22 protein-coding genes, 2 tRNA genes and 1 other RNA gene are annotated in these 26,588 nt (G+C 36.6%); 20 read left to right on the top strand and 5 right to left on the bottom strand.

The genetic code is table 11. From position 1 onward, the window contains the following. Window positions 1-21 precede the first annotated feature (21 nt). Window positions 22-2,379: an endonuclease MutS2 gene (locus tag FC89_RS04620; RefSeq protein WP_057871376.1), complete on the top strand. Its 2,358-nt coding sequence runs from the start codon at window positions 22-24 to the stop codon at window positions 2,377-2,379. Between the two features lie 77 nt (window positions 2,380-2,456). Beyond that, window positions 2,457-2,768, top strand: a complete 312-nt coding sequence (gene trxA, locus FC89_RS04615) for a thioredoxin (RefSeq protein ID WP_057871375.1) — start codon at window positions 2,457-2,459, stop codon at window positions 2,766-2,768. Window positions 2,769-2,842: 74 nt separating this feature from the next. Here the strand turns inward: trxA and FC89_RS04610 are convergent, their stop codons facing one another. Then, entirely contained in the window at window positions 2,843-3,346 is a 504-nt protein-coding gene (locus FC89_RS04610; protein ID WP_057871374.1) for a YslB family protein, read from the bottom strand. Window positions 3,347-3,496: 150 nt separating this feature from the next. Between FC89_RS04610 and FC89_RS04605 the strand changes: the two genes are divergently transcribed. The 4 genes from FC89_RS04605 (at window position 3,497) to FC89_RS04590 (ending at window position 5,279) form a co-directional block, all read left to right on the top strand. Then, the gene (locus FC89_RS04605) at window positions 3,497-4,096 is read left to right on the top strand and encodes an XTP/dITP diphosphatase (RefSeq protein WP_057871373.1); all 600 of its coding nucleotides are present in this window, start codon (window positions 3,497-3,499) and stop codon (window positions 4,094-4,096) included. Beyond that, window positions 4,086-4,616 (top strand): metallophosphoesterase, encoded by a 531-nt coding sequence (locus FC89_RS04600; RefSeq protein WP_235804381.1) that lies wholly within the window; start codon window positions 4,086-4,088, stop codon window positions 4,614-4,616. The genes FC89_RS04605 and FC89_RS04600 overlap by 11 nt, the downstream gene beginning before the upstream one ends. A gap of 148 nt (window positions 4,617-4,764) precedes the next feature. Continuing rightward, window positions 4,765-4,837: transfer RNA gene (locus tag FC89_RS04595), tRNA-Glu, on the top strand. Window positions 4,838-4,985: 148 nt separating this feature from the next. Continuing rightward, window positions 4,986-5,279: a hypothetical protein gene (locus FC89_RS04590; protein ID WP_057871371.1), complete on the top strand. Its 294-nt coding sequence runs from the start codon at window positions 4,986-4,988 to the stop codon at window positions 5,277-5,279. A 405-nt stretch (window positions 5,280-5,684) separates the two neighbouring features. Here the strand turns inward: FC89_RS04590 and FC89_RS04585 are convergent, their stop codons facing one another. The 3 genes from FC89_RS04585 to FC89_RS04575 all read right to left on the bottom strand — a co-directional run bounded on the left by FC89_RS04585 (window position 5,685) and on the right by FC89_RS04575 (window position 8,827). Continuing rightward, a complete protein-coding gene (locus FC89_RS04585) occupies window positions 5,685-5,924 on the bottom strand; it encodes a hypothetical protein (RefSeq protein ID WP_057871370.1) in 240 nt (79 codons plus the stop codon). Between the two features lie 2,177 nt (window positions 5,925-8,101). Beyond that, a tRNA-Gln gene (locus FC89_RS04580) sits at window positions 8,102-8,174 on the bottom strand. A 143-nt stretch (window positions 8,175-8,317) separates the two neighbouring features. Beyond that, window positions 8,318-8,827: a DUF1836 domain-containing protein gene (locus tag FC89_RS04575; protein WP_057871369.1), complete on the bottom strand. Its 510-nt coding sequence runs from the start codon at window positions 8,825-8,827 to the stop codon at window positions 8,318-8,320. A 181-nt stretch (window positions 8,828-9,008) separates the two neighbouring features. On the opposite strand from FC89_RS04575, the gene trhA reads away from it, so the two are divergent. The 9 genes from trhA to FC89_RS04540 all read left to right on the top strand — a co-directional run bounded on the left by trhA (window position 9,009) and on the right by FC89_RS04540 (window position 16,066). Further along, the gene (gene trhA, locus FC89_RS04570; RefSeq protein ID WP_057871368.1) at window positions 9,009-9,638 is read left to right on the top strand and encodes a PAQR family membrane homeostasis protein TrhA; all 630 of its coding nucleotides are present in this window, start codon (window positions 9,009-9,011) and stop codon (window positions 9,636-9,638) included. 63 nt (window positions 9,639-9,701) lie between these two features. After that, window positions 9,702-10,418 (top strand): ribonuclease H family protein, encoded by a 717-nt coding sequence (locus FC89_RS04565; protein ID WP_157060657.1) that lies wholly within the window; start codon window positions 9,702-9,704, stop codon window positions 10,416-10,418. Next, complete coding sequence (locus FC89_RS04560; RefSeq protein WP_057871366.1) at window positions 10,406-11,098, top strand: NAD(P)H-dependent oxidoreductase; 693 nt, start codon at window positions 10,406-10,408, stop codon at window positions 11,096-11,098. Before FC89_RS04565 ends, FC89_RS04560 begins: the two co-directional genes overlap by 13 nt. Beyond that, a complete protein-coding gene (locus FC89_RS12740) occupies window positions 11,088-11,264 on the top strand; it encodes a hypothetical protein (RefSeq protein WP_169790210.1) in 177 nt (58 codons plus the stop codon). Before FC89_RS04560 ends, FC89_RS12740 begins: the two co-directional genes overlap by 11 nt. A gap of 27 nt (window positions 11,265-11,291) precedes the next feature. After that, window positions 11,292-11,777 (top strand): universal stress protein, encoded by a 486-nt coding sequence (locus tag FC89_RS04555; protein ID WP_057871365.1) that lies wholly within the window; start codon window positions 11,292-11,294, stop codon window positions 11,775-11,777. Between the two features lie 105 nt (window positions 11,778-11,882). Continuing rightward, window positions 11,883-13,271 carry a L,D-transpeptidase gene (locus FC89_RS04550; RefSeq protein WP_157060656.1) on the top strand — a complete coding sequence of 463 codons (1,389 nt, stop codon included), beginning with the start codon at window positions 11,883-11,885 and terminating at the stop codon, window positions 13,269-13,271. Window positions 13,272-13,316: 45 nt separating this feature from the next. Beyond that, window positions 13,317-13,680: a transfer-messenger RNA gene (gene ssrA, locus FC89_RS12365) on the top strand. Window positions 13,681-13,870: 190 nt separating this feature from the next. After that, entirely contained in the window at window positions 13,871-14,596 is a 726-nt protein-coding gene (locus tag FC89_RS04545; RefSeq protein ID WP_057871364.1) for a response regulator transcription factor, read from the top strand. A 3-nt stretch (window positions 14,597-14,599) separates the two neighbouring features. Beyond that, on the top strand, window positions 14,600-16,066 hold the full coding sequence (locus FC89_RS04540) for a sensor histidine kinase (RefSeq protein ID WP_057871363.1): 1,467 nt from the start codon (window positions 14,600-14,602) through the stop codon (window positions 16,064-16,066). A gap of 324 nt (window positions 16,067-16,390) precedes the next feature. Here the strand turns inward: FC89_RS04540 and FC89_RS04535 are convergent, their stop codons facing one another. Continuing rightward, complete coding sequence (locus FC89_RS04535) at window positions 16,391-18,583, bottom strand: LTA synthase family protein (protein WP_057871362.1); 2,193 nt, start codon at window positions 18,581-18,583, stop codon at window positions 16,391-16,393. A 683-nt stretch (window positions 18,584-19,266) separates the two neighbouring features. On the opposite strand from FC89_RS04535, the gene FC89_RS04530 reads away from it, so the two are divergent. The 5 genes from FC89_RS04530 to FC89_RS04510 all read left to right on the top strand — a co-directional run bounded on the left by FC89_RS04530 (window position 19,267) and on the right by FC89_RS04510 (window position 26,578). Continuing rightward, on the top strand, window positions 19,267-20,955 hold the full coding sequence (locus FC89_RS04530; protein ID WP_057871361.1) for an ABC transporter transmembrane domain-containing protein: 1,689 nt from the start codon (window positions 19,267-19,269) through the stop codon (window positions 20,953-20,955). A gap of 114 nt (window positions 20,956-21,069) precedes the next feature. Continuing rightward, window positions 21,070-21,510, top strand: a complete 441-nt coding sequence (locus FC89_RS04525; protein ID WP_057871360.1) for a hypothetical protein — start codon at window positions 21,070-21,072, stop codon at window positions 21,508-21,510. A 253-nt stretch (window positions 21,511-21,763) separates the two neighbouring features. Beyond that, window positions 21,764-23,758, top strand: a complete 1,995-nt coding sequence (locus FC89_RS04520) for an ATP-binding protein (RefSeq protein ID WP_083485411.1) — start codon at window positions 21,764-21,766, stop codon at window positions 23,756-23,758. Continuing rightward, window positions 23,730-24,425, top strand: a complete 696-nt coding sequence (locus tag FC89_RS04515; RefSeq protein ID WP_057871358.1) for a response regulator transcription factor — start codon at window positions 23,730-23,732, stop codon at window positions 24,423-24,425. Before FC89_RS04520 ends, FC89_RS04515 begins: the two co-directional genes overlap by 29 nt. A 161-nt stretch (window positions 24,426-24,586) precedes the next feature. Then, complete coding sequence (locus FC89_RS04510) at window positions 24,587-26,578, top strand: KUP/HAK/KT family potassium transporter (RefSeq protein ID WP_162258267.1); 1,992 nt, start codon at window positions 24,587-24,589, stop codon at window positions 26,576-26,578. Window positions 26,579-26,588 lie beyond the last annotated feature (10 nt).

Below are 26,588 nucleotides of genomic sequence, written 5' to 3'. Positions count from 1 at the left end.
TAGAAATTAGGGGGAAGTTCAGTGAATCAAAAAGTGCTGCAGACATTAGAATATGATAAAATTAAGCAGCAGATTTCCGTGTATTTGGTGACACCTAGAGGACGGCAGTTGCTTGACCAGCTAGCTCCTTCAGCAGATGAAACTGTAATTCGAACAGCTTTGGCACGGACCAAGGATGCTTTGGATATTTGGCGGTTAAAGACTGATTTTCCATTACCTAAATTAAGTGATATTCGTCCGCAATTAAAACGTTTGAAAATTGGAGCGGTGCTCAATGGAAAAGAACTAGCGGCAATTACCAAAGTTTTACGTGCGGCCGGAAGGATTCAGCGCTTTTTTGCTCAATTAACGGAGGAAGAAGTGGAGCTGCAGTCACTTGATCAATTGGCACAGCAGTTAGAAACTTTGCCACAATTGACTAAAACGTTATTGCGTTCACTTGAAAGTGATGGTCATGTAACTGATGATGCCTCAACTAAATTAGCAGCAATTCGTCGTTCAATTCGGCAAACAGAATTGCATTTGCGCAGTCAGTTGAATTCATTAATTCGCGGCAAAAATGCTAAATATTTAAGTGAGCCGGTAATTACGATTCGCGATGAGCGCTATGTTATTCCAGTCAAACAAGAATATCGAACTCGTTTCGGTGGAGTTGTTCACGATCAGAGTGCTTCAGGACAAACCTTGTTCATTGAACCGGCAGTAGTGGTTGAATTAAATAATCGTCTGAGAGAACACCAAGCAAATGAACGCGAAGAAATTCAACGAATTTTGCGGGAACTTTCAGCAGCATTGGCACCATATATTACTGAAATAGCTGAGAATTATCGTTTACTGGGAGAATTTGATTTTGCAAGTGCAAAGGCGCGCTATGCTCAACAACTTAGGGCAACAGAACCAAGAATTTCTCAGAAAAATCAACTTTATTTACGGCAAGCTTGGCATCCATTGCTAGATCAGCAACAGGCTGTTCGCAATGATATTATGCTCGGTCAGGATTATCAAACGATCGTAATTACAGGTCCGAATACGGGCGGGAAAACGATCACGTTGAAAACTTTAGGACTGATTCAATTAATGGGGCAGTCGGGATTGTTTATTCCAGCATATGAAGGCAGTCGCTTAGGAATTTTTGCAGAAATTTTTGCAGATATTGGTGACGAGCAATCCATTGAACAAAGTTTGAGTACTTTTTCTTCACACATGACAAATATTGTCAGTATTTTAAAGGATAGCAATCATCAGTCTTTGGTTTTATTGGATGAGTTGGGAGCTGGAACAGATCCGCAAGAAGGTGCGGCATTAGCAATTGCCATCTTGGATGCTTTAGCTGCCTCGGGGGCAGAAGTTGTTGCTACGACACATTATCCTGAATTGAAGGCTTATGCTTTTGAACGGCCAGCAACTATCAATGCCAGCATGGAATTTAATAGTCAGACTTTGGAACCAACTTACCGTTTGCTGGTGGGAGTTCCTGGTCAAAGTAATGCTTTTGAGATTTCACAACGGTTGGGTCTACCGCTCAAAATTGTGGCGGCTGCACGCAGCTTAACAACGCAACAAGATCAAGATCTTAATCAAATGATTCAAGATTTAGTACAAAAAAGACAGCAAGCCGAGGAAGAAAAGATACAGCTTCAACAGCATTTAGATGAAGCTGCTAAACTACACCAGGAGTTGAGCCAAAATTTTGATCAATTTAATCAGCAGCGGGAACAAATGCTGCAGCAAGCCAAAACTAAAGCTAACGAATTAGTCGATCAGGCTACTGAAAAAGCTGATAAAATTATCAGTCAGTTGCGGCAGCTGCGGTTAACGGCTGGCCAAGGGGTTAAAGAAGACCAATTAATTTCAGCTAAAACGAAACTTGATCAGTTGCATCAGCCAGTTACTTTACCGCACAATCGAATCTTAAGGCGAGCTAAATTGGCGCAGCAATTGCAAGTGGGGGATGATGTAATGGTCAAACCTTATGAGCAAGCTGGGGTTTTGTTAGAAAAAACCGGAAAGCATCAATGGGAAGTTCAGCTTGGCAGTTTAAAAATGCGGATTGATGAAGCTAATCTGGAAAAGGTTAAGCTACCTACGCAAACAGGGAAAGCCCGCTCGTCATTTAAATCGGCCAGCCAAGTTCATGTTTCTCCAACATTGGATTTGCGTGGAGAACGCTATGAAGCTGCAATGACAAAAGTTGATCGCTATTTGGATGCTGCTTTGTTGGCCGGATATGAGTCAGTGACGATCGTCCATGGAAAAGGCACCGGTGCTTTACGTTCAGGGATAACTAAGTATCTACAGCAAAATCGACGAGTAAAAAGCTTTAAAGCCGCTCCACCAAATGCTGGTGGCAGTGGAGCAACGATTGTTGAACTGAAATAATGCTAAGCAAATTTATTGAGTTTAAAAAAATATCTGATATGATTTATTTACAAAGAATAAGCAGGAGGAATACAAAAATGGTAAAAGAATTAACTGATACAACTTTTGAAGAAGCAACTAAAACAGGCGTGACTTTAACAGATTTTTGGGCAACTTGGTGTGGTCCATGCCGGATGCAAAGTCCAGTTGTTGAAGAACTTGATGAAGAAATGAATGATAAGGTTTCATTTGGCAAAGTTGATGTTGATCAGAATAAACAAGTGGCCAGTGAATTTGGAATTATGAGTATTCCGACTCTGTTAATCAAAAAAGATGGTCAGGTAGTTGATACATTAGTCGGCTATCATCCAAAAGAACAAATTAAAAGTAAATTAGAACAATATATATAGAAATTTTAAGACACCAGAACTTAAAAAACGGCGAAAACATTCAATCGATTGCTTTCGCCGTTTTTTCAACATAGCTATTGTTCAGAATTTGATTTTGAATTTAATTGTAAAGGTTTGACGGTTGGCATCATTGCTGGATCAATTGGATCAGACAAATCCAGTTGGGCTAAGATGCTGACACTACCATGACGCACATCTTGACTCTGAATAATCGCTTCGGTCAAAAAACCAACTTGATTTTGAATTGTTTCAGCTAAGAAACCAGCTTCAAGTTGAAACTCGGGGGTTTTTTGTTTCAAACGTAAGGCTACGATTGGACCGGATAACTTGAATAACTGTTGTTGCCGTTTAGCTTTAATTCGTTCTAATTTACCCCAGTTACTGGCGGTAAAAAAAAGCGGCAGATCTTCATCTTTAGCAAGATTGAATTTACGGGCTAAGCGTTTGCCTGCCCAATACAAGATATTTGAATTACTTCCTAATAAATCCGGCAGCAACATATCACGTAAGGCTTCGTAGCCTAATAAGGTAGCTAATTCCTTATTCTCCACCAGTTCTTGGTATTTGTTTTCGTCCATGACGACTCTCCTCTAATATGGTCTATAAAACTATTATACCTTGAAGTTGTTAAAGACGGGTAAAAGAATCGCTAAAGTTTTTAATCGCTTGAAATTTTGTACTTGATTTGCGTATAATTTAGATAGAATATATCCGACAGGAGAAAAATATTGAAGAGAATTTTAATTGCAACTCAGAATAAAGGTAAAGCACGAGAATTCCGCGCTTTTTTTGAACCGCGTGCTTTTGAGGTTTTGACCTTGAATGACTTAGATGAGGTACCGCCAATTGTTGAAAATGGGGCTTCATTTACCGAGAACGCAATGATTAAAGCCCAAACACTGACTGATTTGCTGGGAACAGTGACACTGGCCGACGATTCCGGTTTAATGGTTGCGGCTTTGGATGGCAGACCAGGGATTCATTCAGCACGATATGCAGGCGATCATGATGATGCAGCTAATAATGCGAAATTATTGCGTGAGTTAGCAGGAATTTCACAACGTGATGCTGTTTTTCATACCTCGTTAGTTGTAACACGACCTAAGCGTCAACCGTTGACAGTCAGTAGCGAAGTTAAGGGCACTATTTTGACTGGACCACGTGGAAAGGATGGTTTTGGCTATGATCCGTTGTTTTATTTGCCGGAATTAGGCAAGACTTTTGCTGAATTGACTTCAGCAGAAAAAAATCAAGTGAGTCATCGCGGTAAAGCAATTCAAGCATTGAACCAAAAATTTGATGGGTGGTGGCAAGCGGGTGAACACTAATTTCAAAATGTTGGTAGTTAGTGATAGTCATGGTGACCGTGATATTTTGGTGCGATTGCTGGAACACTATCAATCGGATATTGATTTGTTTATTCATTGTGGTGATTCAGAATTACCAGCCAATGATGAACTATTTAAAACATATCATGTTGTCGCTGGAAATTGTGACTATGATCCAGCGTTTAAAAATGATCAGCTGATTACATTTGAAAAAAAGCGCATTTGGCTGACACACGGACACCTTTACCAAGTTAATTTTAGTATGGAAAATTTAAAATTAGCATCGCAGCAACAACGAGCTGATTTTTGCTTTTTTGGTCATACTCATCGGTTAGGGTTTGAAATGAATGAGCATTGCTTGTTTTTGAATCCAGGAAGTATCAGCTTACCGCGGGGGGAATATGCCCGCTTAGGAGGAACTTTTGCGATAATTAGTGTTAATAATGAAATAATAAAAGTTCAATATTATAATCATGATTTTCAAGCAATTTCAGAATTGAATGGAAAATTTGAAAATTGACATGAGGCTAATTAAAACGATTGTGGTAAGATGCGGCACGATGGATAATTTTATGCAGCTATTTTTATTTAAGGACTATTGTTGATGAAGTAAAAATCAAAAAACAATTGACAAGAATCTGTTTTGCTGTATAATTAAAAGAGTATTTTGCCCGTTGGTCAAATTGGTTAAGACGTCGCCCTCTCAAGGCGGAGTTACGGGTTCGATTCCCGTACGGGTGATGATAGCTGTGAAATTGTCCATCGTGCTGATGGACTTTTTTTGTTTTTCAGCTTAAAAGGATTGCTAGATCAAGGCAGAGTGTCTATAATGTTGATAATAGATATTTGATTATAGCATGAGATGATGAAGATTAAGGAGGGACATGACATGCTGCGGAAAACAAAAAACTTTTTACAGGCAAATAAGATTAATTATAAAAAAGAGCACGTCAACCCGTTAATCGTTCCCGAAAAGGTCTACGTGCTGAAATTTGGCAAGGGACATCTTAATAATCGTTTCATTGTTGAGCATACCTATACTTGGACAGGAAGAATCAAAATCAATAAGATTTCTTTAAGACTTCATGGTCAAAAGAGTCCACATGAGTTTCACAATGAAACGGAGTTATTACGATATCTTAAAAGTCATTTAAAATTTTATGCTCAAACTAGTAGAAACTGAGCTAGGTTTGAAGTAAATAACTAGGCTTGTAAACTTCAAATGAGAGAGGCTATCGAAAAGCGTTTTAAATTTTCGACAGCCTCTTTTACTTTTCAAATGGTTGTTTTCCTTAATATGAGTAGAAAAAATGAAATCGAATACGTTGCTTGGGGAGGTTTTTGCTATCAGTCGAGCTGATTGACGATTTTTCCACGACTAAATTATTTTTTAGATAACCGATTGATAAATCGTTGTGAATAACGTTTTGTGCAGCTTGATTCTCATCAATTGTTTTGTCGATTCTTTCTCCATTATATAAAACGGAAACAATCTTAAATCCGTTTTATAAGAAACTTTTTAAAATTTCAATATTTTCATTTGAATTAGTTGTTTTTTGAATACTAACTTTTTTAGAAAATTTGTTTATTAAATTAGAAACTTTTTTTGTGGAAAATGATTTTTTTTATTGATAGCATTTCTTTTGATAAAAAACCATAAAAAATAGATTATTGAGGTGGCTGCTAGCATCAGAACTAGTAATAATCTTCTTCTTTTTGATTTTTCAACTAAGAGGTCTTTTCTTCGTTTAGGATTAGCCGGTCTTTTTTTATAAAGTTGGTATGTATGTTTTGTTCTTAAATGTTTGCAGGAATATTTTTTTGCCATAAGCTATCTCCTCTTTATGCTACTATTTGATTCGTTTTGCCCTAACTAATATTATCATAATATCCCCGAAAAATATATGCGTTTATTATGCAATTTTTGTGAATCATTCCGTTGATTGACAATTGAATCGATAATAAAGGGGATTAAATTGTGAACAATTAGGAGAAAAATTGTTAGCAATATTGGTTAATAAAGAAAATAACTGCTATAATTTTCAATTACATATTGAACACTAGTTTCGATTTGTTTTAAGATACTTGCTCAAGCGTTAATTGAAGTATGCGTAAAAGTTTTGTTGAAAATCGAAAGGCATTTCCTGCTAAGTGTATTTTTAAGTTTCTTTTTAATTTATGTTGAAATCAGTCTATTATATGATACAATATAGCTGTAAAAGTCATCATATAATTCTTCTGCCTTTCAAAGCATAGATAAAGTCTACCGAGTTTTTTATCGGTAGGCTTTTTTTATGTTAGCTGAATGTGAATAGCTTTATTGATGATTTTACATAGCTGATTAAACTGATCTATTTTGATAATATGCAATAAATCAAATTTGTAATTGTAACTGTATGTTTGTTAATGAAGAGAAAAGCAGAGATATTATCAAAAAGTAGAATAATCAAGCAAAATAATATAAAAAAAGAAAAAATTAACAAATTACATTGAAAATAGTGTAATTTGTGATACAATTAAGTTGTAAAAGATATTGTTTTTCCATTGCCTTTTACGATTAAAACATCTAGCGAAGAGGTAGTTTAGTGCTACCTCTTTTTGGTGGGAAAAGATACAATTTTCTTAAACCAATCCGTAATCCTAGTATATTAATCACAGTGCACTAAACGAATACTCAAAAAATTAGATTAGATATACTTTTAATATTTATTGAAAAATAGTGTATTATGTGATACTATAATGTCGTCGGAAACCATTATAGTTTCCCCCACACCTTTATGATAAAAACAGCGGAAGAGGGCTAGTTAAAATTAAGTCCTCTTTTTTATTATATTAAACTAGTAAACAAATATTGGGATTTCGGGAGTACTCAAATGTTTGTGTAAAAGTGAAATTGCTTTTTTATAAAAACAAATATTTTTAGTTGAAAAGTGATACTAGTGAGTCTTTAATTTTTTTATATCATTTCTATAAATAGCAACATCAATAAAAATGTCAGTTGAGGCACTTAATAATTTGAATAAATCAGTAATCCTTTCAAGGCTGAGGAACTTGACTTACTGAAACTTAAATGGAATGAAGGCATAAAAGTACTGCTGTAACAACATTTTTAATGGCATTTACTATTCATGCGTTAGATATGCAAAGTACATTGTGCAAAACCTTTGACAAAACATAAATATCATTTCTATAATGATAAAGGATGGTAACTAATAAATCCTCCGAACGCTTTCAAATATCCTCGCTCTTAGTTGAGTGAGGCTTATTTTATTGTGGATAAAAAATTAAATGATGTATTAATTGAACATGAAAGTGTTTAATCATGAATCTTATTCATTTTATATTGAAAATAAGTATACTATATGATACTGTTTAATCGTCAAAGCTAACAATTTATTTACCCCTAAGTTTCCATGTGTAGATAAGTTCTGTCTGTTCATTAGCAGGTAGAACTTGTCTTTTTGTTTACAAATCAAATATGTACTCACATTAAACATAAAATACCAAACCCAACTTTCATAGCAATTTTTAGAAAGTATGATATTGCATACACATGGTAAAGGTTGTAAGATAACTAACCAATCTAGTTTGAGAGTTAGAGATGTTGCCAAAATAGGTGATTATTAAAATTGAAATATATATTATTGTAAAATTTATCAGTTTATTATTGGAAATAAGGCTACTATATGATACAATAGCTACGTGAAAGCCCACAATTTTCACGCCTATAGCAACAAAGACCAGCGAACAAAGAAGAGGACTTTAGTTAGTCTTCTTTTTTGTTAGTTGAATTTTTCGTTTATGGCATAATGTGAAATATTATTTGGAATACATACAGCGTAGTTTTTTGAATAAGTTGATCCGTAAGTTGGCTTATTTTTCTGGGTCTCAATGCAAGTCTCAATCCTATTGAGTCCTAAAATGGAACCTAAATGGAATGAAGATAAAAAAAGACTGTTGTAACAACGTTTTTCACGTCTTACAACAGCATCTAAAAGTTTTATATTGGGCATACTGGGCTCGAACCAGTACATTGCGGATTCAGAGTCCGCTGCCTTACCAATTTGGCGAATGCCCAATGTTTAATTGCTTTAATTAAACAACCGACTATTAAATAATACTAAAAAGCGAAGTAATTGTCAACTTAAAATTAAAAAACAATTCAAATTCGTCTCGAAATGAATTTTAGTTTAATCCAGATCCAATGAATAAACAGTTTGATCAGTTTGGTGCTTTCAAATTAATAGCTTTTTCACCAATAATTTTATAAATAACGGCATGAACAGCAAATTTTTCAGTTGAGGTAATCAAATCGTCTTGATAATTAAAATCAAACGAAAAAGAATTGTTACTGATTTCTGCTAAAGTTTTGTTAAATAATTGTGCAAAATAGTTATAGGATTGTTCAGTCTGCGTGTCCTTAGTAACAGCTTGCAGACATTTCTTTATCGTTTCTAAAGAATAAATTGATTTAAGCAAACTGATAACGACTAGCTCAGCAACATTGGTCGTATCATATTTTTTCTTATCCGGACGGTGCATTAAGCCCTTTTTGACGTAGCTATTAACCATTGAGGCTGTAATTTCAGATTCCTGCAGGTTTTTTAAATAACGATTGCCCAAGCTAACCAGTTGATCCATATAAAGTTCAAAATCAGGGAATTCATTCCAAAGAGGCAGCCGGCTGTTACCTAATGTTTGTAATTGAGATTCGAGAGTAGTATTTTTCAAAAAGCAAGACCTCACCTTGATAGATTAAAGTTATTTCTACTATAAAAGTATAGCATAAAAATAATGCTGAGATAAAAACTATTAAGAAGTTATAAATTTGATAAATACATCATCTAGACATCAAAACTATGTTATAGTGTATTTAATAACAATTAAAAGTGAAAAGGGGTAGTTGCAATTGATGAACAAACGACAGCAGATTATTAATGAAATTTGGAGCAGTATTACGCATGGATTTGGAGTGCTTTTAAGTGTTGCAGCTTTAGTTTTATTGATTATTAAAGGAATTCATTCACATGATCAAGTTGAATTAGCAGCGATGATTATTTATGGTATTTCATTAGTAACGCTTTACTTAGCTTCGACACTTTTTCACTCGTTGTATTTCACTAAAGCTCGTCGTGTATTGCAACTGATTGATCATACGAATATTTTTATTTTGATTGCTGGAACCTACACGCCATTTTGTTTGTTGGGTATGGGACGCAGTTTTGGTTTTAAATTGCTGCTTGCAATTTGGGGGCTTTGTTTACTGGGAATCATTTTGCATCAGTTTTTACCAGCAAAACTTCAATGGATTGAAACTACAATTTATGTCATTTTAGGTTGGCTCTGTTTATTGGGTTTCCGTCAATTGTGGGCTTCATTAGGAATGAATGGTTTTTTACTGCTTTTAGGCGGAGGGTTATGTTTTACTTTTGGAGCTGTAATTTACAGCTTTCGTAATTTGAAATATTCTCATGTATACTGGCATTTGATTGTTTTGGCAGGTACGATTTTGATGTTTTTCTCGGTTTATTTTTATTTGTAATTTGCTGAATGTAGTTAAATTGGTTAAAATTGAGATACATTAAGCGAATGGAGGAGAATTGCTATCGCATATCGTTACTATGTGGTTGCTCGTGGCCGCCAAACAGGAATTTATCAAAATTGGAATGATTGCTTACATCAAGTAAAAGGATATCCCCAAGCACGATATAAGGGATTCAATGAATTGAAAGCGGCTCAAAACTGGCTGCAACAGCCAGTTTTGAGCAAAAAGACTACTAAAAAAACAGTTGCGGCTCAACCGGCTTATTCTGTTACCAGCAACTCTATTTGGATTTGGACTGATGGTGGTTCACGTAATCATGGCAATCGTCGTGGTCAGCATGTCAAACAAACTGATCCGGCAGCGTGGGCTTTTTTGATCAAATTCGCTGGTCGGCAGCAGTCAGCTTCAGCTGGGGAATTTGGTGCAACTAATAATCGAATGGAAATTATGGCTTTATTGCGAGCATTACAGTATTTGCAACAACAAAAATTAAATCAAAAACCAATTCAAGCAGTGTTAGATTCGCAGTACGTTTTACATGCCTTACAGTTAGGCTGGTTAAAAAATTGGCAACGACGTAATTGGAAAACAGCTAGTAATCAGCCAGTTGCCAACCAAGAACTTTGGCAGCAGTTGGCTTTAATTTTACCAGAATTTCCGCAGCTGCATTTGCAATGGACGAAAGGGCATGCAAAAGATCAGGGAAATATTTTTGTTGATCGGTTATTGAATCAGACAATGGACAAGATGGAGGCGACAGGTTCATGCAAACACTGATCATTGTTGGTCATCCGACTCCAGCTGCTTCGGCAACACAACAATTTTTAAAAGCAGCAGTGCAGGATTTGCGGGAAATAAATTGGCATGAATTAGCTGATGTTAAAAATCATTTTGATCAACAGCAAGAGCAGTTGCTTTTACAAAAAAGTTCGCGAATTGTTTTACAATTTCCACTTTACTGGTATAATATACCAAATATTTTAAAAAGGTGGCAAGATCAAGTTTTAACGGAAACCTTACAAGCCAAATTAGCAGGTAAAGAGTTGGGAATTGTGGTTAATTTAGGCAAGGCCGCTAGAGATTTTCAACTTGGTGGTTCAGTTGGTTTTTCACTATCTGCACTTTTAAGCCCCCTGGCAGCTATGGCCAAACATTTTCAAATGCGTTTGCTGCCGTTATTTGTAATTGATCGTTTTGGATATCAAACACAGGAACAACGGCAACATTTGCTGGTTGCCTACCAACAATTTCTAGAATTGCCGCAGCCAGCAACTTTTGCCCAACGTGAAGATTGGTTTTTGGCAAAACTTAAAGAAAAGAAATTGCAAGCAACGGGTCAACAGCAACAGCAATTGGAATTGATTGAGCAACAATTACTGGCGCGGACAGCTGATCTGGCTGATCTGCAGGCTGTTTTGCATCCGGTTAAGGAAGATGATGAGGCTCATGGAAGATGAAAAATGGTTATTGGATCAATTAGCAACATTGAGCAAAACGGCGACGGCATACCAAGATCGAGCTTTTTATGCTGCTCTGGCTGAAATGGTAAAACAGCAGCAGCGGCGTTTGGAACAAGCTCAAGGTGAATTGGACGGACGATTGTGGCAGCCGGCCAATTGGTAATTAATTTTCGATTGGAGTTGAGCATAATTGAACAAAAAAGATGTTGATTTAAATTTTAAGACAATCGTAAAGCCGTTTGAAAGAATCTTGATAGCAGTCGATGAGGATGATTCGAGATCTTCGCTGGCTGCTTTTCAATATGCACTTTCCTTGGCTAAACCTAACTTAGCTGCTTTAGGAATCGTATCGGTTTTAGAATTAGAAGATTTGAATGTTTTTGAAACCCTTAGTCCAGAAAAACGGAATCAATTACGGGGAAGATTAGCCGATGATTTGGACCGCTATGTTAAAGAAGCTAAAGAAAACGGAATTTATGATGTTCAATCATTTGTACGTGAGGGAAAACCGGCCGCCGCAATTATTAACGAAGTGATTCCAGTGTTTAAGCCGGATGTCTTGTTATGTGGTTCAAAGACTAAACCCGTTAGCAGTGCCAAAAAGATTTTTATTGGCTCGCAGGCCAGCTATTTAGCTCAAAATGCTCCCTGCTCTGTTATGGTAATTCGAGCATAATTGATTTTTTAAAAATTATTAAGAGTTTATTTTCTTTTTGCAGTTAAACTTTTTTATGAAATGTGTTATCCTAAAACGGAATAGTTGCAAGAATTTTTCAATGAGGTGAGTTTTATCAAGCGAAAATTTATTATCAGTGCAGCAGTTGTAGTCATTGTAGCTTTTTTCGGTGGCTACAGTTATTTTCGGTTAACGCATTTTAATCGACAGGTTTCAATTAATGGATTAAATGTTGGTGGGTTAACAGCTGCTCAGGCACTGAATAAGCTTAAAAATTATCATGTTTCTCAAACAGTTTATTTGAAAGGAGAAGTTCTTGAGCATCATCAACGTTCAAGTTCAGGTTTTTCCAGTCAGGATCTAGCCAAGATCAAGCAATTGGAAAAAAAACAACGAACTTTTTTACCTTCAGCTAAAGATCGGCAATTTTTGTTAGAGCCGACCGCGAACGGAGATCAACAGACTAAATCAGTTCAGGCTGAACTTAAAACCCATTTAAGCCAACTTAATCAGAAACGCCAAGCTCCCGTTGATGCCCAGGCGATATTTAGTTATGGAAAAGTTAGCATAACAGCTCCCAAAAATGGTAATCAGTATGATGTTGCTCAGTTGCTCAAGCAGTATGAAAAACAGCAGTATTTACCGAAAGTCAAGTTAGCTGTCAAGTATCTTCAACCTTTAAAAGCAAGTAGTTCACAAGTTCAAAAGGAAAAGCAAAAACTGCTTGAATTAAAGCCACGAATGGTCACTTATCAAGTTCAGCAAACGAAATATAACTTATCAACTAAGGATTTACTAAAAAAAGCGGTTTATCAAAATGGTAAGTACTATTTTGTGGAAACTAACCTGAATGATAAAATTAACCAAATAAATCAGAAGCAAGCAACTTTAGGCAAACAAATTAATTTTAAGACTAATGATGGAAAAACTGTTCAGGTGCCAAGCGGTGGTACTTATGGCTGGTCATTGAATACCAACCAAGCTACCGACCATATCGAAAAAGCTTGGTTGACTAATAACAACAGTTTGAATGCTAAAGCGGATATTTATGGCAAGGGTTATTTGACCTATGGATTAGGCTATGATAATTTGACAAATGACGGTATTGGCAATACCTATGCCGAAGTGTCAATTGCGGCGCAGCAGGTTTGGTTGTATAAGGATGGTCAGCAAGTTGCAACTAGCAATATAGTTACTGGAAAACACAGCACGGGTGAAGATACACCTAAGGGAGTCTGGTATATTATGTATAAACAGTCGCCTTCGGTTTTAAAGGGTAGCGAAGCGGGGAATGCTAATTACAGTGTTAAGGTTAATTATTGGGCGCAATTTACTAGTAGTGGTTGCGGTTTTCATGATGCTAGTTGGCGAACTAATTGGGATAAAACAGCTTATTTGAATAATGGTTCCGGTGGTTGTGCTAATACGCCCAGCGATAAGATGGCTAATATTTATAATAACTTATCTCAAGGAGAACCGGTAATCGTCTACTAAGCTTTTTGCTTACAATTCAGGTGATTTATGGTAAAATACAGCTATGGGGATGTTTTGGATTCGACAGGTATAGGTTGAGTTCGAATTGCGTCTCGTAGTTGCGTGACGAAAAGACGCTCAGTTAAATATAACTGCAAAAAATAATAACAATTCTTACGCTTTAGCTGCCTAAGCGCAGCAGCGTAGATCCGTCTAGTATCGTCCATGTATTAGAGCCGGGTCTTAAATAAGTGGACTTGCGTCAGTTGTTGCCACCTGAGGCAACTGAAAGAGGAAAATAGGTTAGCTATTGATGCTAGCCTGGTTGTGCGGCGTAGTCAATAGCGAATTTTAAATAGCATGACTATGGACGTAGAAATTCGAATGGCAATATGCTTGGACGCGGGTTCGAGCCCCGCCATCTCCATTACTAGATGAGAGTTCTGTGAAATCATTGATTTTGCAGGGCTCTTTTTTTACAAGTTGAAAGTAGTTGCGTTACAATAATCTAAATATAATTAAAGCCCTTTTACAAAAATTTCACAAAAAGATCGGTTTTTAGGGGTATGATGAAATAAATCAGGGTTGTAGCTGTAAAAAGTTTTGAGGGATGTGGAAAGATGAAATTATTAATGGTTGAAGATAATAAGTCGGTAGCTGAGATGATGTCAATGTTTTTTCAAAAAGAAAAATGGAATGTTGTCTATGCATATGATGGAATTGAAGCTTTAGAAAAATTTAAAGAAGATCCAAATGGTTGGGACATGATTACATTAGATTTGAATTTACCCGGCAAGGACGGGATGGAAGTTAATGCTGAGATTCGTGCAATTTCAACTACGGTTCCAATCATTATCCTAACTGCCCGTGATTCAGAAAGTGATCAGGTATTAGGACTGGAGATGGGAGCTGATGATTATGTTGTCAAACCGTTTAGCCCAATTACTTTAATTGCTAGGATAAAAGCCTTGCACCGCCGCGCAGAATTGGGTAGTCGAATGGAGTCTGCTACGGCAGTTGCTGAGGATCAGCAATTTGATGTAGTGACTGAGCATTTTAAAATGAACACTAAAACACGTGAAGCTTATTTACAATCTAAATTAATTCCTGACTTGACCCCTAAGGAATTTGATTTATTGAAAACCTTGGCACAAAAGCCGCGTCAGGTTTTTTCGCGCGATCAATTGCTGCAGTTGGTTTGGCATTATGAGTTTTATGGTGATGAACGGACAGTTGATGCACACATCAAAAAGTTACGTCAAAAGATTGAAGAAGTTGGTCCGCAAGTAATTCAAACAGTTTGGGGAGTCGGTTATAAATTCGATGATTCTGAAATAGGAGTTTAACTTATGAAGTTAGTTTATCAGCAAATGCTGGCTTTCTTTTCGATTATTCTTTTACTGCTGGTTCTAATTGGGACTTTTTCCTTTCATTTAACCAAAGAACTTGTCTACCATAATACTTGGGATCAACTAGAAGGATATGCTTATAGTTTGAAAACTGAAGCCATGAGTGTCGAGCGAGTTACTAATGGTAAGACAGTTTTTGCTTTGGATACACGAAAATTGCGTAATTATGAAATGTTGCTGCAAAATCAGGCAGTTCACTTTACGATTTATACTAGCCGCAAACAGGTTCTTTATCCCGAAACATTGGGTTTTCAATCAGAAATTTCTAAAAAAGAATGGGCAAAACTTAAGAAGGGTGATGTTTTACGACGGAAAAATGATCTCAGTTGGTTGCGTAAATCAGGAACTTTTAAGAATAACGGACGTCGACAGCAAAAAATGACTGATATTTTAGCACCGTGTTTTGACAGTAAAGGCAATTTGGTGGCTGTTATTTCCGTTGGAGCTAAAGTTTCAAGTTTACAGGTAAGCTTTGCCCGAGTTCAACGTAATTTATTTTATATGCTGTTGATTGCGGCTGTTATTGGAGCAATCTTTAGCTATATTTTGGCACATTATATAACTAAACGGATCAGCCGGTTACAAAAGGCGACAAGACAAGTAGCTGCTGGTAACTTTGATGTACAGTTACCAAATAAGCAACATGATGAGATTGATGATCTGGCTAATGACTTCAACCAGATGGCAGCATCGTTAAGCAAGTCAGAAGCTGAGATTAAGCGACAAGAAGAACGCCGTCGTCAGTTTATGGCTGATGCTGCTCATGAAATGCGGACACCATTGACGACAATTAATGGATTGTTAGAAGGTATGGCTTACAATGCAATTCCAGAGGAAAGTAAAGCCAAAAGTATTGAATTGATGCGCAATGAAACCAAACGCTTGATTAGGCTGGTCAATGAAAATCTTGATTACGAAAAAATTCGCAGCGGGCAGATTATTCTTAACTGTCAGAATTTTGAAGCAATGCATGTTTTAAAAAATATTAAGACGCAACTCAATAAAAAAGCTGCGGCCGCTGGTGATCAATTAGAGATTGAGGGTCCACAGAAGCTGGAAGTGTATGCAGATTATGATCGCTTTGTTCAGGTAATTTTTAATATTACGCAAAATGCAATTCAGTTTACTAAGAATGGAAATATTCGGATATCTGCTGAACGGGGATTTCAGAGCAGTATTTTTCGAATTAGCGACACGGGGATCGGTATGTCTAAAGAACAATTGAAAAATATTTGGGAAAGATATTATAAAGCTGATGCTTCGCGTAAGAATACTAAATATGGTGAATCTGGATTGGGTTTGCCGATCGTGCAGCAGTTAATGCAGCTTCATCAAGGTAAGGTCGAGGTAATTAGTCAACCTGATAAGGGATCAACATTCACCCTAATTTTTCCAGATAAAAAATAATTAAATAAAAACTTGTTTGACTTTAACCCTGATTTGGCACTAAATTGCTTGTGGGTAAATCAGAATAGGATTTCATAGCCTGAAAGGGCTATTTTTTTAACAATATCTGTTTGTCTTTTAGTGTTTTGCAAGCTTTATAATTTATATGTAACCATAAAAATACCGATCTCCCAAGCTTAGGTTTTGCCCTAGTTTGGAGATCGGTTTATTTATGATTACACCAAGATAATTAGTGAAATTCGAACTTAACGATTACAAGAATTAATCATTAAGTGGGGGAAACTAGTTAATATTGGATTTGCTACTTATCGATGGTGCATTATTTTATTTAGCAGTTTTAGCAGCTGAACTACTGGAGCCGGAACTTGAACTGGAATTGAGATTCGTCTTTGCTTGTTCTTTTACGTTTGAATAAGCTTGGCTGACATTGGAACTATTTTTGTCAGTTGTTTTCAATTCCGGAGCATCGGAAGTGTAATCAGAAATGGTTGTATGATCACCATTTTCAGCCCATAAACTAGTCGATTTATGTTGCAGTAGTTTTTGCTGTTGCAACAACTGACCAAAGTCATCTTTATAATTATAATTTTTAGGATTAATTGGCGTAAAGTCTTTAGGAACATAATAACGCAGCAAGTTTTTATTATTTAATGAATCAGACAAAGAAAGTTCGGTATTAACCTGTTGATTTTCGCGTTTGACTTTTGCAGCTAGTTTGCTCGAAGGATGGGTGATTTCTTCTCCAGTTTGGTTATCATAAATTGAACCGTCAATATATGAATAGTTTGGAGTAGTAAAATTACCATTTCGAAATGCAACAGTTTGATCATGTTTCTTGGAAAAAAGATCGGTTCCAAATTGGATGTAGCGCTTGGAAGAAATTCCCAACAAATGTAGCAATGTTGGTAGTACATCAATTTCACCACCATAAGTTGTTTGCACGCCACCATTTTTTAGCCCAGGTATATGGATCATAAACGGAACTCGTTGTAACTGCATGTTATCAAAATCATTCCAAGTATCCGCTGATTTACCTAATAACGAAGCTAATTTTAAATTTCGTGAATCTGAAATGCCATAATGATCGCCATAAATTACGACGATTGATTTATCGTATAAACCGGACTTTTTCAAATAATCAAAAAATTCTTTAACAGCTTGATCCAAGTAATGAGCAGTAACAAAATAATCGTTAACTGAAGTATCGTCTGTATTGGCAGCCGGGAAAGAAGTGTTCTTTTTATCAAGCGCATACGGGAAGTGATTAGTGACTGTGATGTACTTGACATAAAATGGCTGCTGCATCCTTTCAAGGTACTTGATTGAGTCATGGAAAAGCAGCTTGTCCTTCAGACCATATTCAGTTAGGTTGTTGGCATTTGTATTGTAATAACTGGCATCAAAGAAGTATTGATAGCCCAAATTTTTGTAGACGTTATCTCGATTCCAAAAAGAACCCTTATTTCCATGGAAAACAGCACTCGAATAACCAGCCCGTTGGTTTAAAATAGCGGGAGCAGCCTGAAAAGTATTGTCAGTTCCTAAGGCAGAGAAAAGTGATCCTTGCGGTAAACCATAGACACTGTTTTCCAGCATATTTTCGGCATCAGAAGTTTTCCCTTGTCCAACCTGATTAAAGAAATTACTGAAACTGTAAGTTGATTTACCATTGTATAAACTATTAAGAAATGGCGTGACTTCTTGACCATTAAGCTTATAGTTGATCAAAAACTGTTGAAAGCTTTCCAAATGAATAACAATAACATTTTTGCCTTTGGCAATACCGTAAGTTGCCGGATTAGCTGCAGCATAGTGTTTTTGAGTGAAGTCCAAGACTTTATTCAAATCAGTACTTGATGCTTCACTCCGAACTTGGTTATTTTTAGCCGTTTTGATACCGTCATAAAAAGTAAAGGCGTCCAAGCCCAAATATTTAACCAGATAACTGCGGTCAAAAGTGCGCGTCAGTAATTGCGGTCGTTCGGCTTCACCCAAAGTAACATTAAAAAAGATTAAAAAAATTGCAAAAGATGTCATTGCAATTGCTTGGCGTGAAGGTATCGGCCGGTGATCCAATTTGATAATTTTTGTCAAAAAACCGATGAGGATAATTAAAAAGTCAATAAAGATCACGATATCCTGTGGTTTCAGCAGAGCTGCGGAACTGGAGCTCAAGCCTTCAGAAACACTGGAATAGCCAAAAATAACATTAAATGTCATAAAATCGGTAAATTCGCGGTAATAAATGACATTAAACAAAAGTAAAGCAGTATTGGCTATGTAAATGATCATAATTGTTAAATATGCTGGAATAGTGCGTTTAATGTAAAGCGCAGCTCCCAGCAATAATAAGGTAGTGGCTAACGGATTAAAAAATAAAATGGCATATTGAATGACACCGCTAACACCTAAGCGGAAATCAATCAAATAGACGGCAATCGTCTTTAACCAGAAAAGAAAAACTAGCAATCCGAAAAAGCCCCAGCGTGTACTGAGCCACGCCTTGATTTTTTGCATTAAAAAGACCCATCCCTTCTGGATTAACTAAGTCTTAATTTTAAACCATTGTCTAAAATCAAGTCAATTTGTCTATGAGATTTAACAAAGAATTATGAAATCTTTGTTTTTCCTAACAAAAATTTTAAACTGCTGATAAAAAAACATCCCTACGCAAAGCATAAGGATGTTTGTGATAAAGTGCAGCAACCTTCTGAACGCAAATGCGCCGATCGCTTACCTTTATCGTGGTTTGGCACCGTTACTAGTATCACACGATAGACAGTTAAAAGTCAAGCTGTTCGGCATTTTTGATCAAACACGTGATTTATAATTTAATTTGTTAATGGAAGTGGATTAATCATTTTTAATTCAAAGCTGCCAGTATTTAAAAATTTCATTATTTAAGTTTTAAGCTGGAGTAAATTTAAATAATGAAATTAATTTCAAAGTAGCTTGTTTAATCAATTTAAGTGCAGTATACTGACGTTAACTTAAATGAGGGGGAGTTAACGGTGAAATTAAGAATTTAGGAATTAGCAAATAAGATATATGCTCGCTTAAGGTGAGTTTATTTGTACGATCCTAAATTTTTTCACTGTTTCTTCCATGACGAAAGAGACTGGGATTAACCAGTCTTTTTGTATGCAAAAAATTATTAATAGATCAGTTAAGAGTTTAGGACCGTAATGGAGGGATCATTAATGTTACGGTTTTTAATATCTGATAGAAAAGAATTTTGGAGTATGTTGCTGGTTAGGTTGTTTACGCAAGCAATGTATGTCTGCTGGGCCTTTATTTTTCAAGTGATTATCAATGTTGCTTTAGGGAAACAACAGCTTAATTTACTGCTTTTAGGAAGTGGTATTTTGCTTTTCATGATAATTATGGATGGTTTCGGTGGATTGGATAATTATTTAGGTTCACTGCTTAAACTGCATACTGCTCAAAGGTTGCGTCAAGCTCTGATTCAACGGATCTATCGTTTGACACCACAGGCTTACGATAAATTTGGAATTGGTAAATTGGTGGCAAAGGTTACGAAACAAACGGATAATGTGATTGATAATTATTATGGTCAATTGCTACTGTTGCTGAGTTACACCTTTCAAATTAGCATGGCAATGATTGCAACGATCACAATTAATCCAACAATTACATTAGTGGTAATTATTTTGAGCTTGCCGGCAATGTTTTTCCCGTTTTTATTAAAGAAAAAATTAACAACTAGTTCTGCCGAAGTGGTTAAACAAATTGATCGCTATACCGCCCGGGTAACAGATTTGTTAAGTGGTTTTACTACTTTGAAGTTTGCATTGGCCGGGAAGGCCGCGGTTAATCGTCATCGAATCAGCAATCAAAAATTATTGGTTAAACAACAAGAAAATTCTCGTTGGTCAAGTTTCAGCATGGGAATTTCGTTATTGCTAAGTGATATAACTTATATTTCAACATGGATTTTGGGAGCAGTAATGGTTCAGCAAGGTCGAATGAATCTAGGACAAATGGTAGTGTTTAGCACATTAAGCGGTTATTTGAGTTATCCTTTGCTGGAGATTACTCGGGTAATACCGTTGATTATTGGTGGACATCAAGCCGCCGTTAAACTCGCTGATTTTTTGCAGTATGATCAAACTGCATCAGCAACACCATTTTTAACAACAACGACTTTTCAGCCAACAACTTCATTTAAACTTCAAGCGGTTAACTTTGAAGCTGATCAACAATTAATTTTAAAAAAATTGAATTTGGAACTTAATTTGAATTGTAAATATTTGTTAGTTGGTTCCAGTGGAAGCGGTAAAACAACATTGACCAAGTTGTTGTTGGGAGAAATCGCCCCAAGTTCAGGTTCAGCAACTTTGGCGGGGCAATCTGTTGAGCTGTTAAAGCGGCAAATAATTTATCAACAAATTGGTTTGCTGCAACAACAGGGGCATATTTTTTCGGGTACAGTCCGTGATAATTTAAATTTATTTGATAATCCGTTCTCGGAAACTAAATTGATCGCAGCTTTAAAACGAGCTGGACTGGCTTCATGGCTAGATGGGCACTCTTTAGATACAATTGTCAGCAATCAAAGTTCTTTGCTTTCAGGAGGAGAACGGCAGCGATTAGCTTTGGCACGATTATTTTTGCGTGATTATCGTTTTTATATCTTTGATGAATTGACAACGGGATTAGATCCACAGATCGCAGCAGCTTTATTACATGATCTTTTTTCTATGGAAACCGAGACTGGATTTTTGCTGATTACACATAGTTTTAATTTGGAAGCTTTTCAAAAAGCGGATCAGATTATCGTCTTGCAAGCAGGCAAGATAATTGCTTGCGGCAAATATCAAGATGCACAAATTAAAGCACAATTAGCGACTTTGAAGTTAGGAGTGTAATATAAAAAATATTTGGCGAAGATCATAAGACTCTACAAACCAATAATTACTTGGACATGACCAAGCACAGATGGTATGCTGATAACGTAATTTCAGCAGGGGGAGCTAAGCAAAATGTTCAAAAAAGTGGGGTTATTTTTATTTTTGGGGGTTGTCTTTTTTGTTTTGGGAACTAAAGCTACAGCAGCGATGAGTTCGCAAAAAACAGCAAGTAACGTTCATTCTCAGAAACAGCATAGCTATGTAATTAGCTATGATGCTAAGCAGCATAAGCATTTAAAATCTTCAAATAAGAAATCGGTAGCATTTTTGTCAGAGTTGACAGGCGACTTAGGCAGCGGTGATCGCGGCAAAAAAACACATTTACCTGCAAATTCTACTCCAAAAGAGAGTTATAAATTAGTGCAAACGAATCCGAAAGTGATCATTAAATTAACAGCCTATACACCCGGTCACTATATAGTAGTTTCTGGAATACCCATCGTTGGTGGCGGCACCTATAGAATACGTGGTACAGATTATCAAAAGTTAATTAAAATTAGTTCAGCAGATTAGTTAATTGATAGAAATAATGATTAAATAATTTAGGCAGAGTTAGAAGCCAAATTGCTTCTGATTCTGTTTTTTATTTGGTGAACATCTAAAATTTAACTGAACGCCAAAGCAGCCGTTTTGAAATTAGTATTTAGCTGGTTAAAATAGAACATAGTTTTTTTCTTAATTTCTGCTTAAAAAAGATAAATTAACACCATCTTAACAAAGATTTTGTTATAGTCGATTGCGAACAAGAAAAAAAGGCAGGTGAAAGATGGGGATGGCTAGGCAGCGCAATGAGCGACCGCAACAATTTTTGGTCTGTATTTCGGGAGCGAGTAGTAATGCGGCAGTTATTCAAACAGCAGCAAAATTGGCTGGAAGCGAGCAGACAAGTTTGGTCGGAATTTATATTAGTCAAACGCTAACTGAAATGGATGATCAGCAATTGAACAAGAATTTTCATTTAGCAGCCAGTTTAGGAATTAAGGTTACTACTCTTTATGGGACTGCTAAGGCGCGTTTGATTGCTGAATATGCTAAGGAAAAGGGCATTACTAAAATCATTTTGGGAAGCGATCAGCGACAGGGATGGCAGAAGGTCGGTCAAATTGATTTAATAAAACAACTTCATCGTTTGCTTCCTGATATTGATCAGGTGGTCGTTTTTAATAAAAATCGTGCTTTGCCATCATCAAATCGCCAGCATTTTAAATTCACCGTTTTATTGAAACGAAATTTTAATTGGCAAAAATTACTGCAAACTCTCGCAATTTTAGTTGTAACAACAATTTTAGGCTTACTGCTGAAATCATGGGGATTTGATGCGTTAGATGTAGTGTTGCTCTATATTTTAGGAGTAATGTTTACAGCAATGATTACGCAGCAGCGCAGTTATTCACTACTGTATTCATTACTGATCCCAATAGTGTATGATTATTTTTTTACGGCTCCCTTTGGTTCATTTCGAAGTAATCCGAATAACCTCTTTACTTTTGCAATTTTGTTGATTGTTGCTGGAATCAGTAGTTCGTGGACATCAAAGATTCAAGCACAGGCAATTTTAGATGCTCGGCGAGCTTATCGGACTGAAATTTTATTAAAAACTAATCGTTTATTGCAGCAGTGTGAACAATTAATGGAAATTTTAGACGTAACCGGTCGACAATTAAGTCAGCTTTTAAATTGCAATCTTTTTATTTTACAATCAGCAGATGACACTGCTCCTTTGCAATTTGGTAAAAATATTGCAGAAAATTTTGAACAATTGCAGCATTCACGGGAACAACAGGCGCTAAAATGGTCTTTTGCCAATCACCAGCGCGCGGGTTGGGGAACAAAAATTGAATCACAGAGTAATTTTATTTATTTACCGCTTAATACACAGCAGCAGACAGTAGCTGTAATTGCGATTGCAATAAATCGACAAAGTTTCAATGATATGTTGGGTTTTAATTTAGCAATTTCAATTTGTGAGGAATCTGAACAAGCGATTAAACGAAACTTGAATTTACAACGGCAAACGAAAATTGAAGCACAAGTTAAGCAAGAAAAGCTGCGCTCAGATCTTTTACGGGGGATATCACATGATTTACGGACGCCGTTAACCGCTATTTATGGAAATGCAGATGTTTTGCTGCACGCAGAGTATTCATTAACAGCCGCTCAAAGACAGGAATTGTATCGTTCAATTAATCATGACGCAGCTTGGTTAATTGATTTAGTAGAGAATCTTCTGGCTATGACTAAGGTCGATAACGGTCGCCTGAAAGCAAAACGCAGTCCGGAATTACTGGCTGATATCTTTGAAGCGGCACTTAGTCACAGCATTTCAGAAACGGAGCAGCGGCAGTTAAAAACTAATTTACCAGATTCCGGGTTGCTGGTTGCTACTGATGGCCAGCTGATCGTACAGGTGATTGTTAATCTGCTTAACAACGCAATCAAATATACCCCAGCGACGGCTCAGATTACTTTAACGGCTGATAAATTAGATGATCGATTTGCCAAAATTACCGTCTATAATAATGGTCCACAGCTCGAACCGGAACGTTTAAAACAGATTTTTACGCTTTTTTATAGCCAGCCAAATGCTTACTCCGGCCGCAGAGGTTTGGGAATCGGTCTAGCCCTTTGTCAGGCCATTGTAACGATTTGCGGTGGTAAAATTGGGGCTAACAATGTCCAGCCGCGTGGAGTAGAATTTTGGTTCACTTTACCATTATGGAGGGAAAAAAATAATGAGCAAAACGCGAATATTGCTGGTTGAAGATGATCAAGAGGTTGGTCGCTTGATTGCAATGACACTGAAGGCTAATCAATATCAATTCGAGTGGGCTAAAACAGGACAAGAAGCTTTAGATAATCAACAGCTTTTTCAACCGGCAGTTATTTTATTGGATTTAGGTTTACCGGATTTTGATGGCGTTGAAGTGATTGAAAAAATTCGCCAAGAACAGTTGACGCCAATTATTGTTATTTCGGCTCGCAGCGATGAGACGGATAAGATCACCGCTTTAGATAAGGGCGCAGATGATTACTTGATCAAGCCGTTTTCAATTAATGAAATGTTGGCTCGCGTTAGGGTTGCTTTAAGGAGAAAAGCCTATTTGGAAAATACACATGATGAGCAGCGTGTATATCGTAATGGCTCTTTGAAAATTGATTTTTTTAGCCGAACTGCTTATTTAGCTAAAAGGCAACTTAATTTAACTGAAACTACTTACAATCTATTGTGTCTGTTTGCCGACAATACAGCTAAAGTATTGACTCATGGATTTTTAATGCGGACACTTTGGCCGGATAAGCCGCTGAATGATACAACCTCTTTAAGGGTAGCAATCGCAGCTTTGCGAAAAGAACTAGAACCTGAGCAGCAATCGCCTAAATTTATTAAAACGCATATTGGTGTGGGCTATAGTTTTATTCAGAATTAAGTAGAAACTATTGATATTAGTTATCTGCAAGCTGATTTTTGGAATTTTGGAATAAATCACTGCTGGTTTTTAGTTCAGAAATAATTGCTGGATATACTCTTTAGGTAGTAGGCTATTGTTTGAAAGTGATTTTTAGTAAGTGAGAATAGAGAGTGATTAAAATGGGGCAAAAAGGACGTTTTTCTTTAATTGGATGTTTAATAACTTTGGGAGTGGTTTATGGAGATATTGGGACCTCCCCTTTATATGTCATGAATGCTTTGCTGGATGATCTTGGAAATCAGCGGTTAACAACGGAATATGTTTTAGGTTGTTTGTCATTGATTTTTTGGACATTAATGCTGATTACAACAGTCAAATATGTTTTAATTGCGATGAGCGCGTCTAATAAGGGCGAAGGTGGTATCTTTGCTCTGTATGCTTTGGTCCGTAAAAATACCAAGTGGCTGCTGCTGCCAGCATTGGTTGGCGGGGCAGCTTTGTTGGCAGATGGGACTTTGACACCTGCTGTTACGGTAACCAGCGCCTTAGAAGGTTTGAAAGGGCTAGCAATTAATGGTCAAGTGTTTGTCAATAATCAAACTGACGTTGTGATCGGAACGATCGTTATCTTGACTATATTGTTTGTTATTCAGAATTTTGGAACTGCCACGATCGGTAAAGCATTTGGTCCGATTATGGTTTTATGGTTTGGATTTTTAGCAGTTTTTGGGGTAATCAATCTTAGTGAAAACTGGGGAATTTTGCGAGCTTTGTCGCCAGTATATGGTATAAAATTATTATTTTCACCAGTTAATCCATTAAAAATTTTTATTTTAGGAAGTATTTTTCTAGCAACTACTGGAGCCGAGGCGCTTTATTCTGATATGGGACATGTTGGCCGCAGCAATGTTTATGCCACTTGGCCATTAGTTTATCTTTCTTTGATTTTAAATTACTTTGGTCAAGGTGCTTGGATCTTAAAACATGCTGCTGCACAGCATTCAATGACGAATCCGTTTTATCAGATGCTGCCGGATAATTTTCGCTTTTTCGGCATTGTTTTAGCTACTTTGGCAGCTATTATTGCTTCACAAGCTTTAATCACCGGCTCGTTTACTTTGGTTGAAGAAGCAATGGGTCTAAAGTTATTGCCGCATTTGAAAATGACTTATCCAAGTTTAGAACGTGGCCAGGTTTATATTAGTAAAGTTAATTGGTTACTGTGTGCTTGCACTTTATTGATTGTGTTGTATTTTCAGACCTCAGATCACATGGAAGCAGCCTACGGATTGGCAATTACTCTGACCATGCTGATGACGACCTTGCTGTTGCATAATTATTTGCAAAAGAAAGTTAAACAATATTGGGCAACTTTATTTTTGGTTGTTTTTGGGTTAATTGAAATTCTGTTCTTACTGGCCAGTCTAACTAAGATCATGCATGGTGGCTATGTTACCTTATTGTTGACTCTATTGATTTTGGCTATTATGGTGATCTGGTATTTTGGCAACCATATGCGGGATGATTTGATGGATGAATCGGAAAAGGTTTCGTTATTCAAGTACCGCAAGCAGCTGATTGAATTGTCACAAGATGACTCAATTCCATTGTTTATGAATAATGTGGTAATGTTGGCGAAGGTTAAGCCGGATTATAGTGTCAAACGAGAAGTTCTTTATTCAATTTTAGACAAACAGCCCAAGCGAGCAAAGGTTTATTGGTTTGTAACGGTTAATACAACTGATGAACCGGATACGAGTTACTATACAGCGGATATGATGGGGACTAGAAATATCGTTAACCTTCAACTCTATCTAGGCTTTAAGACTAGTCATCAAGTCGGCGGATATTTGCGGCAAGTGGTTAATGATCTGATAAAAAAAGGTGCGATTGATGAACAACCGCAAAAATATACCACATTGGCAGGAAGACGGATCGGTGATTTTTGCTTTATTATGATTAGAGAACTATTATCAAGTGATACGGCGTTACCTGCTTGGAAACATTGGCTGATCTCGGCTCGAATATTTTTACAGAATCATAGTTCAACACCGATTCAATGGTTTGGATTGGAATTCAGTGATGTACGTACTGAACGGGTTCCGTTATTTTTAAAACGGCGGAAACTGAAAAAGGTTTATTTAAAGGAAATTAAAAATTCGATTAAATGATCAAAAACTT

It is taken from the genome of Liquorilactobacillus ghanensis DSM 18630, from assembly GCF_001435235.1.
Taxonomy (GTDB): Bacteria; Bacillota; Bacilli; order Lactobacillales; family Lactobacillaceae; genus Liquorilactobacillus; species Liquorilactobacillus ghanensis.
This window is presented reverse-complemented; position numbering and strand designations above follow the sequence as displayed.

Coding starts and splice junctions, on each gene's coding strand:
- FC89_RS04515 (WP_057871358.1), top strand. CDS start 23,730: ATGAGCAAAACGCGAATATTGCTGGTTGAAGATGATCAAGAGGTTGGT.
- FC89_RS04585 (WP_057871370.1), bottom strand. CDS start 5,924: ATGGCAAAAAAATATTCCTGCAAACATTTAAGAACAAAACATACATAC.
- trxA (WP_057871375.1), top strand. CDS start 2,457: ATGGTAAAAGAATTAACTGATACAACTTTTGAAGAAGCAACTAAAACA.
- FC89_RS04560 (WP_057871366.1), top strand. CDS start 10,406: ATGCAAACACTGATCATTGTTGGTCATCCGACTCCAGCTGCTTCGGCA.
- FC89_RS04535 (WP_057871362.1), bottom strand. CDS start 18,583: ATGCAAAAAATCAAGGCGTGGCTCAGTACACGCTGGGGCTTTTTCGGA.
- FC89_RS04545 (WP_057871364.1), top strand. CDS start 13,871: ATGAAATTATTAATGGTTGAAGATAATAAGTCGGTAGCTGAGATGATG.
- FC89_RS12740 (WP_169790210.1), top strand. CDS start 11,088: ATGGAAGATGAAAAATGGTTATTGGATCAATTAGCAACATTGAGCAAA.
- FC89_RS04590 (WP_057871371.1), top strand. CDS start 4,986: ATGCTGCGGAAAACAAAAAACTTTTTACAGGCAAATAAGATTAATTAT.
- FC89_RS04525 (WP_057871360.1), top strand. CDS start 21,070: ATGTTCAAAAAAGTGGGGTTATTTTTATTTTTGGGGGTTGTCTTTTTT.
- FC89_RS04510 (WP_162258267.1), top strand. CDS start 24,587: ATGGGGCAAAAAGGACGTTTTTCTTTAATTGGATGTTTAATAACTTTG.
- FC89_RS04530 (WP_057871361.1), top strand. CDS start 19,267: ATGTTACGGTTTTTAATATCTGATAGAAAAGAATTTTGGAGTATGTTG.
- FC89_RS04520 (WP_083485411.1), top strand. CDS start 21,764: ATGGGGATGGCTAGGCAGCGCAATGAGCGACCGCAACAATTTTTGGTC.
- trhA (WP_057871368.1), top strand. CDS start 9,009: ATGAACAAACGACAGCAGATTATTAATGAAATTTGGAGCAGTATTACG.
- FC89_RS04610 (WP_057871374.1), bottom strand. CDS start 3,346: ATGGACGAAAACAAATACCAAGAACTGGTGGAGAATAAGGAATTAGCT.
- FC89_RS04540 (WP_057871363.1), top strand. CDS start 14,600: ATGAAGTTAGTTTATCAGCAAATGCTGGCTTTCTTTTCGATTATTCTT.